Below are 17,572 nucleotides of genomic sequence, written 5' to 3'. Positions count from 1 at the left end.
ACTTTGTCCAGTCGCGCGTCTATTCCCGGAATCGAGGGGGCCGACGGCGACTGGGGGGACTGGCCTCGGTCTCAGAAGAGGCCATCTCACCGCCGGCCCCGCCTTGTCCCCGGACCACCTTGTTGGTCCGGGAAACTTCAACAGAACCTCTACAACAATTTTCCCCCATCTTGAAGGTCCTGCCTAGCCCCCGGGAACGACGCCCCGCGCCCGCCGTCCGTCGCTTGCCCGAGGGTCGGCTGCCGCCTATTCCCTGCCGGTGCTGCGCCCACGGAGCTTGTCCCGGACCCTGTCCCGGTGCCGCTCTGCGGACTGGCCGGAACGCTGGCTTCTGTCTGCACTCTCGCTGGCGTCTTCGTTCCGGCCGTTCTCTGCGCCGTTCTCTGCGCTGTACTTTTCGCGCAGTTCGCGCCCGTGCCGGATGTCCTCCTCCTCCTGCTTCTGAAGCTTCTCGCTCTTCTTGGTGTCCCGCGGCGGCAGCTGGATGGTTTCCTCTGCCTCGATGCCTGCCTGAAGCTGGCGGCCACGCTCCATTTCGGCGTCAAACTCGGCACCGAAGAGCAGGGACATGTTCAGGATCCACAGCCACAGCAGCATCACGATCACGCCGCCCAGGGCGCCGTAGGTCTTGTTGTAGTTTCCGAAGTTGCCTACGTAGAAACCAAAGGCAAGTGACGCGATCAGGAAGGCGAACAGCGCGATGCCCGAACCTATGCTCATCCACTTGAATTTGGGCTGCTTGACGTTGGGCGTGGCGTAGTAGAGCACGGCAATGATCACGATGATAAGCACCACCATCACAGGCCATTTGGCGATGTCCCAGATGCTGAGGAAAACACCGCTCAGTCCGATCAGGCCGCCTACCGCCTCGGCCACCGGGCCGCTGAGGACCAGCATGCCGGCGAGGATGGCGACGACGACAACGGCAAAGAGGGTAACCACCAGCATGGTGCCGCGCAGCTTGATAAACGGACGTCCCTCGTCCACTTCGTAGACACGGTTCATGGCCCGGCCGAAGGCCCCGACATAGCCGGAGGCGGACCAGAGGGCAGTGGCGAGACCGAGCACCAGCGTGAGCCCCGCAGCGGGTGCGTTGGCGAGATCCGAGACAACGCCGCCAACGGTATCGATGGTCTCAGCCGGGACAAATCCTTGCACAATCTGCAGCAGGGCATCCGTCGTTTTCTGCGGGTCCCCGAAGAGTCCGATCAGTGAAACCAGCGCCAATATGGCCGGGAACAGGGACAACACCCCATAGTAGGTGAGGGCCGCCGCGAGGTCCGGGCACTGATCCTTGCTGAACTCGCGCAGGGTCTTCTTGAGGATGTATATCCAGGACGGTTTGTCCACGTCCCTGGGGCCGTCCGGTTTCCGGCTGTCGTTCGGGTCCGGCGCCTGGCCTGCTTTGGCGGTGCTGGTTTCGGAAGAATCCTGAGTGGCCATGGGTTGTCCTCTCGCTAAGGGTGCAAAAACTGAGAGGCCGGCTCCGCGGGATGGCGGGGCCGGCCTGTCAGGGTGATGCTCATGCCTTGGGGTGCCGCGGTGGATGCTTACGTGTTTTGGACGTGGTCTTTGGCGTCGGTGGCGCGGTCTTTGACGTCGGTGGCGGCGTGCTGGCCTTCGGCTTTGACGTTCTGGACGCCGTCGGTAGCGGTGGCTTTGACGTTTTCCATGGCTTCCTGGGCTGGTTCCTTGAGGTCCTGGACCATGTCCTTGGCGGCGTCGGTGACCTGGGTGGCCAGGGGTTCGGCGGCGGTCTTGAGCTGCTGGGCTGCCTCGCGTTCCTTCTGGCTTGGCGGGATCAGGGACGAGACGAGCATCCCGGCGCCGAACGCGATCAGGCCGGCGGCCAGGGGGTTGCCCTGGGTTTTGGTTTTGACCTGGTCCGGGGTGTGCGAGATCGCGGTGCCCGCGTCAGAGAGTTTGGCGCCGACGTTGTCCTTGGCGTCGTGCAGGGTGTCTCCGGTGGAATGCAGGGCGCCGCTGGTGTGCCCGGCACCGGAATGGACCTTGTCCTGGACCCGGGTGGTGGTGCTGTCTGCTGCTCCCATGATCCTCTCCTTCACGCCGCTGACGGCGTCTTTGACTTTGTCGGTCTGGCGGTGGACGACGTTGGACGGGGTGACCTTGTCGGCGACCGCGTCCACGTCGGTGCCCAGGCGGGCACGGGTGGCTTCTATGTCGGCACGGATTGCGTCCGGGTTATCGCTCATCGGTTTACCTCACCTGGTTTTAGGGTTGGGGGAATTTCGGAGAGTGTTTCTCCCGTTTGGGGCATGCCCTGGATCTGTTTGAGTTCCTTGCGCCCCATCGAGGCCAGGATGGCGGCGATGATCGCCCAGATGACGGCGACGATCACGGCGGCCCAGCCCAGCGGCATCAGGGCGCCCAGGGCGAACATCAGGGCCAGGGACAGGAAGAGCAGGACGAAGTGCCCGGCCACGCCGGCTCCGGCGAGCATCCCGCCGCCTTTGCCGGCCTTGGTGGCGGACTGTTTCAGTTCGGCCTTGGCCAGTTCCACTTCCTGGCGCATCAGGGTGGACAAATCCCGGGTCACATCACCCAGCAGTTCACCCAGCGATGCGTTGTCCGCCTTCACATGCGCCGCACCCGGGGCAGGCTCCGGAACAGAACTACTCATCAGAGCCCGCCTGACTGCCCGCCGGCCCGGCGGTCCCGGGCGAGGGGATCGTCATCCAGCGGATCAGCGGCAAGCCGGGGGTCACCAAGGGGGTCCTCGGCCGCACGGTTACCGGACCACGGTTCTTCTTCCACGAGGTCAGGACTGCCCAGGGGGCTGGCGGTGGCTGAAGGGTACAGGGTGCCGGAAGCCCCGTCGTCATAACCAGCCGTAGTGGTGCCAGGGGCGGGAAGCTGGACCGGCGGGGGCGGAACCGTCCCGCCGGCCGGAGCATAGCCCTCGCTGTACTGGTCGCCGTAGGGGCTGGAGTACTGGCCTGAGAGCCCCCTGCTGCCGGTGCCGGCCTGGCTTTCGGTTGCGCCGGCGGTGAGCCCGCGGGTGAGGCGGCCCGCCAGGACGCCCGCGCCCGCTGCGAGCAGGAGGAAAGTGCCCGGGCGGTTCCGGGCGAACCTCTGGACTTCGCCGAGCAGATCTCCGGGCTGCCTGTTCTCCAGCCAGGAAGCAACGGCCTCGCTGCGCTGGGCAGCCTGCCGGATCAGGTCACTGGCCATGCCCTGCTGATCGGGGGCATCAGCCATGCTCTGCAACTGGCTGGACATGGTACGGATGCCTTCGGCTGCCTTCTGCTGCTGCGTGCCGGCCTGGCTGGTCAGTCCCGACTTTGCCTGTGCCAGCAGATCCTGCGCGCTGTACTTCGCCTCTGCGGCGACGTTGGCAACTTCTTCCTTAGCCGTTTGGGCCACGTTTTGCGCGGAGCCTGCGGCAGTCCGCGCCACATCTGCTGCTTCTTCCTTCGCTGCTTCCTTGCGGGACGTCCCGGAGGTGTCACCGGCGGGTGCCTCGCCGTATTGGGGAGTGGCAGCGGACGGGAAGGTGGCCGCGCTTCGCTCGTCCGGAATTCCTGTGGAGGCCGGCGGAGCCGTGTAAGCGGGATCCTCGGGCCATTGGTTCTCTGTCATCTTCGCTCTCTCTTTCCAAGAAGGCCGGTTGTTGATCAAGAACCAGCGATACTGGCCCTAAAATAATAAGCATGATTACTAATAAAAGGTAAGTACGCTTGCTAAGCGAGTTACGAACGGTTCCAAAAAAGTCAGCCGGAACGGCTTCGGCCGGCCGGTCAAATCGAAATGGAAGTGGTGGGTAATTTGGAAATAGCTCCGTGGGTTTGGGTGTTGGTTGCCGTAGTCGTGGTGGTGCTGGTTGTGCTGCTGCTGCTCACAACAGGACGGCGCCGGAAGGCAATCCAGCAAAAGCGGGACGATGCACACCGCGAGGAGGCCGCGAAGATTCGCCGGGAGGCCGAAAACCGCGACCTTGACGCCCGTGAACGCGAGGCCAAGGCGGCGCGCGCCCGGGCAGACGCCGAGCAGGCGCAGGTTGAGTCGGCGCGGCTGCGCCAGCAGGCGGACCAGCAGGCATCAGAGGCCAAGTCACTCCGAGATGACATCAACGAACGGACGCGGAAAGCGGACGAGCTCGACCCTGACGTCCCAACGGACCGCCGGGACCGGAACAACCGCGACGGCGACCATCACGACGGCACCCACCATGACGGCGCCCACCATGACGGTGCTGCCGGGAGGGTGGCTGACGCGGCCCGTGGCACCGCTGCTGCCCACGACGGCGCTCACGACGGCGTCCGTGATGATGGTGTCCGTGGTGATGGCGTCCGGAATGACGGCTACAAGGATTCGGCCAGCCCGGCCGGGGGCAGCCATATCGACCGCGGCACCCATGGTGAAGGGGAAAAGCCCCGCTCAGGTATCTAGTCCAAAGCCCAACAGCGGGGTGGATTGCCGGTGGTGTGGATTACCGCGGCTTCAGGGCGGGGGAAGGGGCTACTCCTTCCCCCGTCCCCATGCCCTCCAGCAAATCAAAAACCGCCTCCACTGATGATTTCTTCGCTTCCCAGCCCAAAATCCGGCGCGCACGCCCGGTGTCCATGACCGGGACGCCAGCCGCCATCTCAACCCACCCGGAGTCCATGGGCAGCAGGCGGAGCTGCCAGGCGACGCCCACGAGTTTGTGGAGCAGTCCCATGGGGATGGGAAGGATTCTCCGCGCCCGAACGATCCGGGCAAGTTCCTGCGGCGTGAGCACCGGCTCCGCTGCGATATTAAAGGCGCCGGACGCCCGCTGGTCGATGACCCGCCAATAGGCTTCAGCGACGTCCTCGGCATGGACGGCCTGGAAAATGAGGTTGTCCGGGGCGGGCAGCAGGGGAATCCATGGCCTTTTGGGCAAGAGGCGGGGAATGAGCGGTCCGAGGAAGTACCGCCCGATCTCGCTCCCGGCGGCGCGCTGGAAAATGAGTCCCGGCCGGAGCCTTGCCACCGCGATACCTGGCTCGGCTGCGGCGAACTCGTCCAGCAGCTTTTCCTGTGCCGCCTTGTGCCGGCTGTAATGCGAGCCGGCCATGCCCTGCGCAGGCCAGGATTCATCCGCACGCCGGTCCTTGGTGGCCTTGCTGTAGGCGCCGATGGCTGACGCGCAGACAACCTGTTTGACGCCGGCCAGGCGCGCGGCTTCCAGGACATTCGCTGTTCCAGTGACATTCGTCCGGTACAGCTGGTCCAGGTCCCTGTTCGGCTGGATCTGCCACGCCAGGTGCACCACGCAGTCAACCCCCGCCAGCGCCGATGCCAGCAGGGGCCGGTCACTGTCCAGGCCAATATCGAGCGTATGCCAGTCCACGCCGGCGTAGGGGGCGCGGGAAGTATCCGGCAACCGCCTGCTGATCCCCGTCAGCTGCACGCTCCCCGGCTTCCTGGTGAGCTGGCCCTGCAGGTTTCGCAGCAGGGCTGTCCCCGCATTTCCGCTGGCTCCGGTGATGGCGATGCGCATGACAAAAACTCCTTGGCAGGGGGTGCGGTTTCGTCTTACATGCCGAGCCTAATGCCGCGAAGGATTGTTTTATAAGCAGCCTTATGATTTCCTACTGCTAAGTCTTGCCGCAGGCTTTCGGAACCAGACCGAGGGAACCAACGACAATGCCCGAATCTTTCGCCGCGCTTGCCGTGGATACTACGCCCGTCCAGGAGCCATGCCTGGAACCTCCGAGGGAACACCGGCCTGCCAGCAAACAGGGGCGGCTTCGGGAGACCTTCGAAAATGACCTGGTCCTGGGCTACCTGGACCTCGCCGAGGCCCTCGCTGCCCGGTTTGAAGCGCGGGGCCGGGAACGTGCTGACCTGAACCAGGTGGCCTACCTTGGCTTGGTTAAGGCCGCCCGCGGCTTCGACCAGTCCAAAGGGGAGAGCTTTCCGGCTTATGCCGCGCCAACCATCGCCGGAGAGTTGAAGAGATACCTGCGTGACCGCACATGGGTGGTCCGGCCGCCCCGGCACATCCAGGACCTCCGTACCAGGATGTTCCGGGTGGAACCGGAGCTGGTGCAGGCGCTGGGCAGGAATCCCAGTGTGGACGAGCTGGCCTCCGAGCTGGGGGCCGACGCCGCCGAAGTCCAGGAGGCCATCTCGGCGTCGAGCAGCATGCACCCGGACTCCCTGGACGCAGCCAACCCGCACAGCGATGCCCCGTCCATCGGCGACCTGCTCGCCTGCCCGGAGACGCCCCTGGAGCGGCTCGAGGACCTGGCATGCCTGCGTGAGGCCATGCAGGACCTGGATGCCGCGGACCGGGAACTCCTGTACCGCCGCTATTTCTGCGAGGAAACCCAGGTCCAGTTGGGGAAGCGGCTGGGGATGTCGCAAATGCAGGTTTCGCGCCGGCTGGCCCGGGTGCTGGTGGAACTCCAGCGCCGTCTCTTGAACAACGGGCAGGTGGACAGCGCCCAGCCGGAACCGGACCGTGCGGCCGGCTCTTTCCCGTCCGCGCGGGGCACGGCCGGTCCGGCAGTTTCCGGCAAAAATCCGTCCCGCCGAACCACTTCCAGGGCCCGGAGCAGATAGCCCGCCAGGCCTGCCAGCGGCAGCGACGGCACCGGCCAGGAGCCCAGTGCACTCCTATCTTGCCTGTTCAAAGCCTCCTCCTGTTATCGATCGAAAGGTGAGAAAAGCAGCAGCCTCTGTTTAGGAGCAGCAGCAGTGGGGAACGGAGGGGGTATGGGAAGCTCCGTAACCTCCAAGTTCCGCGCTGTCCTGTTCGACCGGGACGGGACCCTGGTAATCGATGTGCCCTACAACGGGGACCCTGGACGGGTCACGCCGATGCCGGGCGCCAAGGCAGTCCTGGACGCGCTTCGGGCGGACGGGATAGCCACCGGAGTCATCAGCAACCAGTCCGGAATCGCGCGGGGCCTGATTACCGCCCAGGATGTGGCCGGCGTCAATGCCCGGGTGGAGGAATTGCTGGGGCCCTTCGACGTGTGGGAGGTGTGCCCGCATTCAGAGCAGGACGGTTGCTCCTGCCGCAAGCCCGCTCCGGGAATGGTGCACAGCGCCTGCCGCAAGCTCGGCATCCAGGAATCAGAAGCGGCGCTGATCGGCGATATCGGCGCTGACGTCCGCGCCGCCGAAGCCGCCGGAGCAACCGGCGTCCTTGTTCCAACTCCCGTGACCCTGGCCGAAGAGGTGGCCGAGGCCCAGCTGGTGGCCGGGAACCTGGCCGAGGCCGTCTCTCTGCTGGCGGAGCACCCCTGATGGGCCGCGTCCTGGTGGCACGCCTGGACAGCATGGGCGACGTCCTCCTGGCCGGGCCGGCAGTACGGGCCGTTGCCAACGGGCGGTTCGCCGACGGCAGCCGGCCAAACCAGGTGGTGATGCTCTGCGGACGGCAGGGCGAGGCGGCAGCAGGAATGCTGCCCGGCGCAGCAGAGGTCTACAGCTGGGACAGCCCATGGATCATGAACCCCGCGCCCCGGATGACCGGCCCGCACGCCGACAGGCTCATCGAGTACGTCCGGAACTCCAGGATCACCGAAGCCGTCATCCTCACCTCCTTCCACCAGTCGCCCCTGCCGCTGGCTCTGCTGCTCCGCCTGGCCGGCGTGGAACGGATCACCGGGGCATCCACCGATTACGCCGGCTCCCTGCTGGATGTCCGCCTCAAGCCCGGTGAAGACTTTCCGGAAGACCAGCCCGAAGCCGAACGCGCATTGGGCATCGCCGAGGCGGGCGGATTCCGGCTCCCTGCCGGAGACGACGGAAAACTCCGCCTCACCTCCGTGCCCGACGTCAGGAACCTCGTGGGGGACGATCCCTACGTGGTGGTGCACCCCGGAGCAGCAGTCCCCGCCAGGGCGTGGCCGCCGCTGCACCATGCTGCCGCCGTCGAACTCCTGCAGGGCGCAGGGCGCCGCGTGGTGGTGACCGGCGGCCCCGGCGAGACATCGCTCACTGCCACGGTCGCTGGACCATCCGCCCTCGACCTTGGCGGCCGCACGGACCTGCATACCCTCGCCGGAGTGATGGCCGGGGCTGACGCGGTAGTCACGGGCAACACCGGGCCCGCGCACCTCGCCGCGGCCGTGGGCACTCCAGTGGCCTGCCTTTTTTCGCCGGTGGTGCCGGCCATCCGCTGGGCGCCGTACGGCGTCTCACTTGAACTGCTCGGCGACCAGAACGCCGCCTGCCGGATGTCCCGGGCGCGGGTTTGTCCCGTTCCGGGCCACCCCTGCCTTGACTCCGTATCACCCGAGGAAGTGGTGGCGGCCGTGGAACGGCTGATCGGCGGAGTGAGCTCCTTCAGCACCCACGTCAGCACCCGTAGAAAGGCCCGTAACAGATGAGAATCCTGCTCTGGCATGTCCACGGTTCCTGGACGGACGCGTTTGTCCGCGGCCGTCATGAGTACCTCCTTCCGGTCCTGCCGGGGGGTGGTGCCTGGGGACTGGGCCGTGCCGGCAGGGACTGGCCCGCGTCAGTGCGGGAGGTGGACCTTGGCTCGCTGGACGCGGAGGCTGTTGACGCCGTCGTCCTGCAGCGTCCCGAGGAAATCGATGAAGTTGCCCGGCTGCTGGGCCGGAGGCCGGGCGTTGACCTGCCCGCGGTGTACGTGGAGCACAACACCCCCAAGGGCGACTTTCCGTTCACCGGGCACCCGCTCGCAGACCAGCGGACCATCCCTCTGGTGCACGTCACCCACTTCAACAGGCTGGCCTGGGACAACGGATCCGCCCGCAGCCTGGTGATCGAACACGGGATCCCGGACCCCGGGCACCTGTACACGGGGGAGCTGCCCGAGCTGGGGGTGGTGGTTAACGAACCCATCCGCCGCGGCCGTGTCACCGGCACGGACCTGTTACCCGCTTTCGCTTCCGTTGCCCCGCTCCAGGTCTTCGGCATGAAGACCGATGGCCTGGCGGCCGCTGGGGGAATTGAAGAGTCCCGGCTCACAGTCCGGGGTGACCTTAAAACCAGGGAACTTCACCGGGAACTGGCCCGCTGCCGCGTCTACGTACACCCGATGCGCTGGACTTCCCTGGGGTTGTCCCTGCTGGAAGCCATGCACCTGGGAATGCCGGTGGTTGCCCTGGCCACCACTGAAGCGCCGCGGGCGGTGCCGCCGGAGGCCGGCGCAGTGTCCGCCGATATCGATGAGCTGCTCCGCTGCGCGCAGCGGCTGGTCGCCAATCCGGATGAAGCCCGACGGCGGGGCGTTGCCGCCCGGGAGGCGGCACTGGAACGCTACAGCCTGGGCAGGTTCCAGGACCGCTGGGATGAGCTCCTCGCGGACCTGGACGGCCGGCTCCGGCACTCCGACAACGGACGCCTGGAAGAGAAGATCCTTGTTCCGGCGCGAGAGAGGAAAACGCCATGAAGATCTCCATGATTTCCGAGCACGCCAGCCCGCTGGCGGCGTTGGGCGGAGTGGATGCCGGCGGCCAGAACGTGCACGTTGCCGCGCTGTCCGAAGCACTTGCCAAGCGGGGCCACCACGTCACTGTCTACACCCGCCGGGATGCAAGGGAGCTGCCGGAGCGGGTCCGTGTGGGGCGCCGGCTGGAGGTGGTCCACGTGGACGCGGGACCCGCCCGGCACGTCCCCAAGGACGAGTTGCTGCCCTACATGGGCGAGCTTGCCGACGGTGTGGCCAGGGACTGGAGCAGGCGGCCGCCTGATGTGGTGCACGGGCATTTCTGGATGTCCGGCCTGGCAGCCCTGGACGCTGCCCGGCGGCCGGAGCAGGGCTACCGCGTTCCCGTTATCCAGACCTTTCACGCCCTTGGCACCGTCAAGCGGCGGCACCAGGGCGCGGAGGACACCAGCCCGGCTGAACGCCGCTGGCTGGAGCCCGGAGTCGGGCGTTCCGTGGACCGCATCGTGGCCACCTGCTCAGACGAAGTTTTCGAACTCAAAGCCATGGGCATCAACACGGGCAAGATTTCCATTGCCCCCTGCGGGGTGGACCTCAGCTTCTTTTCCGCCGACGGTCCGGCGGCGGCCAGGCAGCGCAAGCACCGGATCCTCTCCGTGGGCCGCCTGGTGCCGCGCAAGGGGGTGGACCTGGTGATCCGGGCCCTGCCCTACCTCCAGGACGCGGGTTTCGAGGACGTCGAACTCCTGATTGTGGGCGGCGGCGCGGACTCGGGTGTGCTCCACGCCGACCCGGAGGTCCGCCGCCTGCTGCAGCTTGCCGGGGAACTGGGGGTTTCAGACCAGGTGAACCTGCAGGGCCAGGTGTCACGCGGCGAGATGCCCGGGATTTTCCGCAGCGCCGACGCCGTGGTGTGCGCACCCTGGTACGAGCCGTTCGGCATTGTCCCGCTGGAGGCCATGGCCTGCGGCGTCCCTGTGGTTGCCGCCGCAGTAGGCGGCCTCCGGGACACGGTGGTTGACCACGGCACCGGGCTGCACGTGCCGCCACGGGACCCGGAGGCCATTGCCTCCGCCCTGGCCCTGCTGCTGGAGAACCCGGCCCTGCGGACGGAGCTTGGCACTGCAGGCAAGCGGCGCGCACGGACCAGGTACTCCTGGGACCGGGTGGCCGCCGAAACCGAAAAGGCCTATCAGCTGGCGGTGGCTGGCGCTGCCGCCGGCGTTGTCCCGATGGAAGGAGCAGCACTGTGACTGCGGAATGGTCCCTTCGTGAAGCCGACCTGCCGGTCCTGGCACGGCCGGCCCCCCTGCCCGCGGTGCTGCCCGGCGCCACCTTTGCGGATCCGGACAGCGCGGAGGCCGTGCGCAGGCACCTGGACAACGTGGTGCCCGCCCTCGATTCCCTGCGGAGCCAGTCCGGCCGCCTGGCGGCCTGGGGCGTTGAACTGGCACAGCGCCTGCTCCGCGGCCAGCGGCTCCTCGCCGCCGGAAACGGCGGTTCAGCTGCGGAGGCCCAGCACCTTACAGCGGAACTGGTGGGCAGGTTCGACGGCGAGCGCGTTCCGTTCTCGGCCATCTCGCTGCATGCGGAATCCTCGGCAATGACCGCCATCGCCAATGATTACGGCTACGACGACGTCTTCGCCCGGCAGGTGCGCGCCCACGGCAGGTCCGGCGACGTCCTGATGCTCCTGTCCACCAGTGGCAAGAGTCCCAACCTGCTGCGGGCTGCCGAAGCCGCATCCCGCCTGAACGTCACCACCTGGGCGCTCACGGGGGCCGGTCCCAATCCCTTGTCCGACGCCTGCGACGAGGCGGTGATGGTTGACGCGCTCAACGCCAACGCCCAGGAGGGGCACCTCATCGCCCTGCACGCCGTCTGCCGCGCCTTTGACCTGGAAGTGGGCCGGCGCGGCTCCGCTGATCCGCTGGCCCTGACAAACCTTGGCGTGCAAAACCAGGGCCTGCAGAATCGTGGTGGTGTGGCATGAGGATCGTGGTGGTGGGCGATGCGATGCTGGACGTGGACCTGTCCGGTGAAGCCACGCGGCTGAGCCCGGACGCGCCCGTACCCGTGGTGGACGTGTCGGGCGTCAAGCGCCGTGCCGGGGGAGCCGGCCTGGTAGCCCGGATGCTTGCCGAGGACAACTGGCCCGTCACGCTGGTGACGGTCCTGGGTGATGACGACGCCGGCCGGCAGCTGGCAGCACATCTGGCCGGAGTGCGGCTCGTCTCTGGTCCCAGTGGTTATCCCTCGCCGGTCAAGACCCGGGTCAGGGCAGGCTCCCATCCCGTGGTCCGTTTTGACCAGGGGTGCGAAAAGACGCCCGTTCCGGAGGTCAGTCCGGCCATGCTCCGTGCAGTGGAGAAGGCCGGCGTGATCATTGTGGCCGACTACGGCCGCGGCCTGGCGGCCAATCCGCAGTTGCGGGAGCTCCTGGCCCGGCTGGCGGACCAGGTGCCCATTGTGTGGGACCCCCACCCCGCCGGGCCGGATCCGGTGCCGGGCGTCGCCGTCGTCACGCCCAACCTGGCTGAGGCGCGAAGGGCCGTGCAGTCGCGCGGCCGGAAGGAAACCGGGCCAACCTCGGATCCTGCCGCCGCGGCCGGCGGGATCCTGCTGGAGGAATGGGGCAGCCGGGCTGTCCTGGTGACGAAGGGCGAACAGGGTGCTGTCCTGTGCCGGCCCGGCCGCAGTCCGGAACCTGTTCCCGCTCCGCGGGTGGAGGCCGGTGATCCCTGCGGGGCCGGAGACAGGCTCTCCGCCAGCCTTGCCGTGCACCTGCTCGCCGGCCGGGAGCTCGACGAAGCCGCGGTGCTTGCTGTCCACGACGCCGCGGATTTCCTGGCCAACGGCGGGGTATCTGCCCTCCCCGATGCCGGGGAGCCTGCGCCGGTCCAGCGCCGCATCAGCGACCCCCTGCTGCTGGCCCGCGCCGTGCGCGAACGCGGCGGAAAGGTGGTGGCCACGGGCGGCTGCTTCGACCTGCTGCATGCCGGGCACGTCCGGTCCCTGGCAGCAGCCCGCGAACTGGGGGATTGCCTGATCGTATGCCTGAACTCGGACGATTCCGTGCGCCGGCTGAAAGGCCCGGAACGGCCCATCATCGGCCAGCATGACCGCGCCGAGCTGCTCCTCGCCATGGAATGCGTGGACGCTGTGATGGTTTTCGACGAAGACACCCCCGAGGCTGCCCTGGAACGCCTTCGCCCGGACCTCTGGGTCAAGGGCGGCGACTACAAGGGCGCCAGCCTGCCGGAGGCTGCCCTGGTGGAGAGCTGGGGCGGACGCTGCGTTACCGTCCCCTACCACCCGGCACGTTCCACCACCGGCCTGGCCGACGCGCTCGCCAAGGTGAGCTGACAGCCGAGATGAGTTCACGGCAAAGGTGAGCCCAGTGCAAAGGTGAGCCACCGGCCCAACCAGAAGTTTGTTTTCCCGATTGAAAGGAACACCATGACTGCAGATTCGAAATCACCCGGACGCGTGCTCGTGACCGGAGGTGCCTCCGGACTGGGGGCCGCCGTCGTCGACGCCGTCCTGAAGGCAGGCGGCACCCCTGTGGTGCTGGACCGGGACATCAGCAATGTGTCCGCCGTGAAGGCTTTCGAAGTGGACGTCTCGGACCGGCTGGCCGTGGAGGCCGCTGTCAAGGAGGCCGCGGAATCGCTCGGCGGGCTTGAGGCTGTGGTGACGGCGGCAGGCATCGACCGTTGCGGCAAGCTGGCCGACGTCGAGGCCACGGAATGGGAAAAGGTCATCGGGGTAAACCTGATGGGCACCGTCTCCGTGGTGCGGGCGGCCCTGCCTTACCTCAAGTCCTCCCACGGCAGGGTGGTGACTATCGCCTCCACCCTGGGCAAGCGTGCCGTGGCCGACGCCACCGCCTACTGCGCATCCAAGTTCGGAGTGGTGGGCTTCAGCCATGCACTGGCTGCGGAAACCGGCGGAGACATCGGGGTGACCACCATGATCCCCGGCGGCATGAAGACGCGCTTTTTCGACGACCGCACCGAGCAATACAAGCCGCAGGATGATTCACGGCTCAACGACCCCGCCAACGTGGCCCAGGCAATCCTTTTTGCGTTGTCCCAGCCCGCCGGGTGTGAGGTCCGCGAAATGCTCATCTGCCATGAGGAAGAGGGCTCCTGGCCCTAAACAGAACGGACCCATGACGGAACCGACGGGAGGAACATCATGCCCAGCATTGCCACGGATACCACCGCACAAGATTCCACTGCACAAGATTTCACTGCACGGCCGGAAGGCATCACCATCCGCAACCCACGGACGGGTGAGGTCCTGTGGACTGTCCCGGAAGCGGAACCGGCTGCGGTGGCCCATGCCGTAGAGGTGGCGCGCAGCGCTGCCGCCGAATGGGCCTCCACTGCGCCGGCAGAGCGGGCAGCCGCCCTCCGGAAAGCGGCCAAGGCACTTGAGGCAGCCGCGCGGGAACTGGCCGAGTTGAACTTCAGCGAAACGGGCCGGCCGGTGGAGGAGTCCCTCGCCGGCATCGGCGCGGGAATTTCCACCCTGGAACAGTATGCCGAGCTGGGTCCTGTCCACCGCGGGCACAGCCTGCGGGGCAACCGGCTCGCCGCCGACTACACCGTGGCCGAGCCCCGCGGGGTAGCCATCCTCCTGACCCCCTGGAACGATCCGGTGGCGGTGGCGTGCGGCCTGATCGGGGCCGCGCTGGTCAGCGGCAACACCGCTGTGCACAAGCCGAGCGAACGCTGCCCCCGGCTGGGTGAAGCACTGGGTGAAGTCCTTGCGCCTGCCTTTCCGCCAGGGGTGTTCCAGACGGTGTCCGGCGGCGCGGAAGTGGGTGCCCTTCTTGCCCAGTCCGAGGTGGACGTGATCGCGCATGTCGGCTCGAGTGCGGGCGGTGCGCGGATCGCGAGGGCCGGCGCGCTCACGGGAGCCCACGTCATCCGGGAGAACGGCGGCAACGATCCGCTGCTGGTGGACCGCGACGTTGACCCCGGGTGGGCAGCCGGGCAGGCCGCGCTTGGTGCCTTCAGCAACAGCGGCCAGATCTGCGTGGCAGTGGAGCGGATCTACGTCCATGAGGACATCGCCGCCGAGTTCTGCGCGGCCCTGGAAGCCGAAGCGGCGCTTCGCAACACCAACGGGACCGTGGCGCCGCTGGTGGATCTCCGGATGCGGGACGAGGTCCATGCCCAGGTGGCGGACGCGCTCCGGCAGGGGGCGCGGGCGGTGGAGGGTGGCGCCCTTCCGGACGGCCCGGGCTCCTTCTACCCGGCCACGGTCCTGCTCAACTGCACCGACCGGATGCAGGTCATGACCGAGGAAACCTTCGGGCCCATCGCGCCGGTGCAGGTGGTGAAATCGTTCGACGACGGCCTGCGGCTCGCGTGCAGCGGCAGGTACGGCCTGGCCGCCACAGTCCTGAGCGGCAACATCGTCCACATCCAGCAGGCTGTGGCGGCCCTCCCGGTGGGCACCGTCAAGATCAACGAAGTGTTCGGCGGTGCCCCGGGCGGCGCGGCCCAGCCGCGGGGCGAAAGCGGCGCCGGCTTCGGCTATGGTCCGGAGCTCCTGGACGAGTTCAGCCGCGTGAAAGTGGTGCACATCGCGGCGCCGCCGGCAGTTTCCGATAGTGCGGCCGCGGCTGGCCGGGAGTCCGCTGGTGCCGGCGAATCCGCGGCTGACGAGCGGGACCAGTCATGAGCCTGGACCCGGCAGACCTGCCCGTTCACCCCGACAACCTGCCGCTGGACCCCGCCCTGGTGGACCTGAGCAGCCAGCGGGCATTATCCGACTGGCTGCCGGGGCGCCTCGCGGCCGAAGAACCCGCCATCCTGGTGATCGGCGACCTCATGCTGGACGGCTGGTGGAGCGGCAGCATCGAACGGCTGTGCCGGGAAGCGCCGGCTCCGGTGGTGGATATCCACGTCCGTGAATCCGTTCCCGGCGGGGCAGCCAACACCGCCATGAACCTGGCTGCCCTCGGGGCCCGGGTGTCCGTGGCCGGCATCATCGGAACGGATGACGCCGGCGAGGACCTTCGCAGCCAGCTCGTAGCCGCAGGCATCGACGTGGCCCACCTGCACAGCCACCCGGACATGGTGACCACCACCAAGATCAGGATCAGCAGCGGGGGCCAGGTAATGCTCCGCCTCGACGACTCCGCCAAGACGGTGCCGGGCGAGGCGCTGGCCGCACTCGCCGCTTCGGTGCGCGCCGCCGTCGAACACCAGGGCGCGGTGCTGGTGTGCGATTACGGCAACGGCGTGCTGGCCGATCCCGTCCGCAAGGGGCTGATCGAAGCCCTCGGGAAGGCCCCGGCTCCCGGTGGGAACCGTCCGCTGCTGGTGGTCGACTCCCACGATCCCCGGCCCTGGGCGCCGCTCCACCCGGACCTGGTGACGCCCAACGCGCAGGAAACGGCGCGGATGCTGGACCTCCGGCTTCCGGACGGCCAGGACAGGGCGGAAGCGGTCAGCCAGCACGCGCAGGAGTTGCTGGACGCCACGGGTGCGCGTGCCGTGGTGGTCACCCTGGACCGGGACGGCACCGTGCTGTTAAGGCCCGACGGCGTCACCCACCGTACGTGGGCCCGCCCGGCAGCCGAAAAACAGGCTTCCGGTGCCGGCGACACCTTCGTGGCGGCGCTGACGCTGGCGCGTTCGGCCGGGCTGCCGCTGACGGCGAGCCTTGACCTTGCCCAGTCGGCCGCGGACGTGGTGGTGCACCAGCCGGGTACGTCCGTCTGCAGCACAGGCCAGCTGAGCCGCTACCTGAAGGCCTTCGCCGACACCGCACTTGGTGCCGACGAACTGGAACGGCAGCTGGAGCTGCACCGGTCGCAGGGCCAGCGCATTGTCCTCACCAACGGGTGCTTCGACGTGCTGCACAGCGGCCATACCCGCTACCTCAACCAGGCAAAGCAGCTGGGTGACGTCCTGGTGGTGGCGCTCAACAGCGACGAATCCGTCCGGAAACTCAAGGGCGCGGGTCGGCCCATCAACGCGATGGCGGACCGGGCCGCCGTGGTGGCGGCCCTGAGCTGCGTGGACTACGTGACGGTGTTTGACACCCCCACGGCGGCGCCGCTGATCCGGCAGCTGCGGCCCGAGGTCTATGCCAAAGGCGGGGACTACACCCCGGAAATGCTGGCGGAGACGCCCGCCGTGGAGGAATACGGCGGCCGGGTGGCCATCCTGGACTATGTGGCCGAGCGGTCCACCACCGCAGTGGTGAAGCGGATCCGCGAGGGCGAGGGAGCCGTGCCCGGCAACTAAGGTTGAACCATGATTGAAGCGTGGCACGGGTAATGGCAAAAGGCGGAAGGTCGGGTGGCCGGAACAGCAGCCGCGCGGTTGCCGGCGTGGTGGATTTGCCCGCGGGTTCCCGCCCGAGCGGACCCGTTGAAGGCGTGTACTACATCGACACCGGGGACTGCGAGCTGATCGCGGACCAGGACAACTCCACCGGCTGGCTCCTGAAGATCAACGGCGTGATGAGCTCGCACATCGACCTCGCGGATCCGCTGTTCCTGGACTTCGAGTACATGCGGTGGATGGCCGCCCTCATCGAGTCGCGCTGGCCGCCGTCGGCTGTTTCGGGGACCAGGCCCAAACTCCGCGGCCTGCACCTGGGCGGCGGTGCCTGCTCGCTTGCCCGCTACTTCCACGCTGTCTATCCGGAAGCCCGGCAGGTGGTGGTGGAGCTGGACGGCAAGCTCGCGGAGTATGTGCGTGGCTGGTTCGACCTGCCCAAGGCGCCGCTGCTGCGCCTGCGGGTGGGGGAGGCCCGCGAGGTCACCGAAACGCTGACCCCGGAAACCCGCGATTTCATCATCCGGGACGTTTTCGCCGGCGCCCTCACCCCGCGTGCACTGACCACCGCAGAGTTCAACCAGCACGTCAAACGCGTCCTGGCACCCGGCGGAGTCTACGTGGTGAACTCGGGCGACGCCCCGGATCTTAAGAATGCCCGCGAGGACGCGGCCACCATCGCGGCCGCCTTTAAGCACACCGTGATCATCGCGGACCCCGCCATGCTCAAGGGCCGCCGCTACGGGAACATGGTGATGGCCGGCAGCGACGTCCCCTTTGGAGATGACCCGAAGCTGCCCCGCCGCCTCCTGGGCGGGGCCGTTCCGGCCCACCTCTGGGACGACGCCCAGGTCCGGGCCTTCGCCGCCGGCTCACCGGTCCGCCACGACCCGCCGGCGGCCTAGTT

The 17,572-nt window shown here is 67.7% G+C and carries 17 protein-coding genes; 12 read left to right on the top strand and 5 right to left on the bottom strand.

The features are described 5' to 3' along the window. Positions 1-246: 246 nt before the first annotated feature. From QF047_RS18270 to QF047_RS18255, 4 genes are all read right to left on the bottom strand, one after another. A complete protein-coding gene (locus QF047_RS18270; RefSeq protein ID WP_307279948.1) occupies positions 247-1,443 on the bottom strand; it encodes a YihY/virulence factor BrkB family protein in 1,197 nt (398 codons plus the stop codon). 107 nt (positions 1,444-1,550) lie between these two features. Continuing rightward, entirely contained in the window at positions 1,551-2,213 is a 663-nt protein-coding gene (locus tag QF047_RS18265; protein ID WP_307279945.1) for a DUF3618 domain-containing protein, read from the bottom strand. Continuing rightward, entirely contained in the window at positions 2,210-2,641 is a 432-nt protein-coding gene (locus QF047_RS18260; RefSeq protein WP_307279942.1) for a phage holin family protein, read from the bottom strand. The genes QF047_RS18265 and QF047_RS18260 overlap by 4 nt, the downstream gene beginning before the upstream one ends. After that, a complete protein-coding gene (locus tag QF047_RS18255; RefSeq protein ID WP_306637795.1) occupies positions 2,641-3,600 on the bottom strand; it encodes a hypothetical protein in 960 nt (319 codons plus the stop codon). Before QF047_RS18255 ends, QF047_RS18260 begins: the two co-directional genes overlap by 1 nt. A 213-nt stretch (positions 3,601-3,813) precedes the next feature. On the opposite strand from QF047_RS18255, the gene QF047_RS18250 reads away from it, so the two are divergent. Next, positions 3,814-4,410, top strand: a complete 597-nt coding sequence (locus tag QF047_RS18250) for a hypothetical protein (RefSeq protein ID WP_306637796.1) — start codon at positions 3,814-3,816, stop codon at positions 4,408-4,410. Between the two features lie 40 nt (positions 4,411-4,450). Here QF047_RS18250 and QF047_RS18245 read toward each other — a convergent pair whose 3' ends face one another. After that, positions 4,451-5,485, bottom strand: coding sequence for an NAD-dependent epimerase/dehydratase family protein (locus tag QF047_RS18245; RefSeq protein WP_307279938.1), 1,035 nt, complete (start codon positions 5,483-5,485; stop codon positions 4,451-4,453). A 146-nt stretch (positions 5,486-5,631) separates the two neighbouring features. Here QF047_RS18245 and QF047_RS18240 point away from each other — a divergent pair, with 146 nt between their 5' ends. The 11 genes from QF047_RS18240 (at position 5,632) to QF047_RS18190 (ending at position 17,570) form a co-directional block, all read left to right on the top strand. Continuing rightward, complete coding sequence (locus QF047_RS18240) at positions 5,632-6,552, top strand: sigma-70 family RNA polymerase sigma factor (protein ID WP_306637800.1); 921 nt, start codon at positions 5,632-5,634, stop codon at positions 6,550-6,552. Between the two features lie 153 nt (positions 6,553-6,705). Then, on the top strand, positions 6,706-7,242 hold the full coding sequence (locus QF047_RS18235; protein ID WP_307279935.1) for an HAD-IIIA family hydrolase: 537 nt from the start codon (positions 6,706-6,708) through the stop codon (positions 7,240-7,242). Then, the gene (locus QF047_RS18230) at positions 7,242-8,330 is read left to right on the top strand and encodes a glycosyltransferase family 9 protein (RefSeq protein ID WP_306637803.1); all 1,089 of its coding nucleotides are present in this window, start codon (positions 7,242-7,244) and stop codon (positions 8,328-8,330) included. Before QF047_RS18235 ends, QF047_RS18230 begins: the two co-directional genes overlap by 1 nt. After that, the gene (locus tag QF047_RS18225; protein ID WP_307279931.1) at positions 8,327-9,361 is read left to right on the top strand and encodes a glycosyltransferase; all 1,035 of its coding nucleotides are present in this window, start codon (positions 8,327-8,329) and stop codon (positions 9,359-9,361) included. The genes QF047_RS18230 and QF047_RS18225 overlap by 4 nt, the downstream gene beginning before the upstream one ends. Next, on the top strand, positions 9,358-10,611 hold the full coding sequence (locus QF047_RS18220; RefSeq protein ID WP_307279928.1) for a glycosyltransferase: 1,254 nt from the start codon (positions 9,358-9,360) through the stop codon (positions 10,609-10,611). The genes QF047_RS18225 and QF047_RS18220 overlap by 4 nt, the downstream gene beginning before the upstream one ends. Next, positions 10,608-11,351, top strand: coding sequence for an SIS domain-containing protein (locus tag QF047_RS18215; RefSeq protein ID WP_306637806.1), 744 nt, complete (start codon positions 10,608-10,610; stop codon positions 11,349-11,351). Before QF047_RS18220 ends, QF047_RS18215 begins: the two co-directional genes overlap by 4 nt. Further along, positions 11,348-12,724 carry a PfkB family carbohydrate kinase gene (locus QF047_RS18210; protein ID WP_307279925.1) on the top strand — a complete coding sequence of 459 codons (1,377 nt, stop codon included), beginning with the start codon at positions 11,348-11,350 and terminating at the stop codon, positions 12,722-12,724. Before QF047_RS18215 ends, QF047_RS18210 begins: the two co-directional genes overlap by 4 nt. 93 nt (positions 12,725-12,817) lie before the next feature. Beyond that, on the top strand, positions 12,818-13,519 hold the full coding sequence (locus tag QF047_RS18205) for an SDR family oxidoreductase (RefSeq protein ID WP_306637808.1): 702 nt from the start codon (positions 12,818-12,820) through the stop codon (positions 13,517-13,519). Between the two features lie 39 nt (positions 13,520-13,558). After that, on the top strand, positions 13,559-15,055 hold the full coding sequence (locus QF047_RS18200) for an aldehyde dehydrogenase (protein ID WP_307279921.1): 1,497 nt from the start codon (positions 13,559-13,561) through the stop codon (positions 15,053-15,055). Continuing rightward, positions 15,052-16,629: a D-glycero-beta-D-manno-heptose 1-phosphate adenylyltransferase gene (gene rfaE2, locus QF047_RS18195; RefSeq protein WP_307279919.1), complete on the top strand. Its 1,578-nt coding sequence runs from the start codon at positions 15,052-15,054 to the stop codon at positions 16,627-16,629. Before QF047_RS18200 ends, rfaE2 begins: the two co-directional genes overlap by 4 nt. 32 nt (positions 16,630-16,661) lie before the next feature. Then, positions 16,662-17,570 carry a spermidine synthase gene (locus QF047_RS18190; protein WP_306637812.1) on the top strand — a complete coding sequence of 303 codons (909 nt, stop codon included), beginning with the start codon at positions 16,662-16,664 and terminating at the stop codon, positions 17,568-17,570. Positions 17,571-17,572: the final 2 nt, after the last annotated feature.

The organism is Arthrobacter sp. W4I7, from assembly GCF_030816215.1.
Taxonomy (GTDB): Bacteria; Actinomycetota; Actinomycetes; order Actinomycetales; family Micrococcaceae; genus Arthrobacter; species Arthrobacter siccitolerans_A.
The sequence above is the reverse complement of the archived record's forward strand: the minus strand, read 5'-3'. Positions and strand labels throughout refer to the sequence as shown.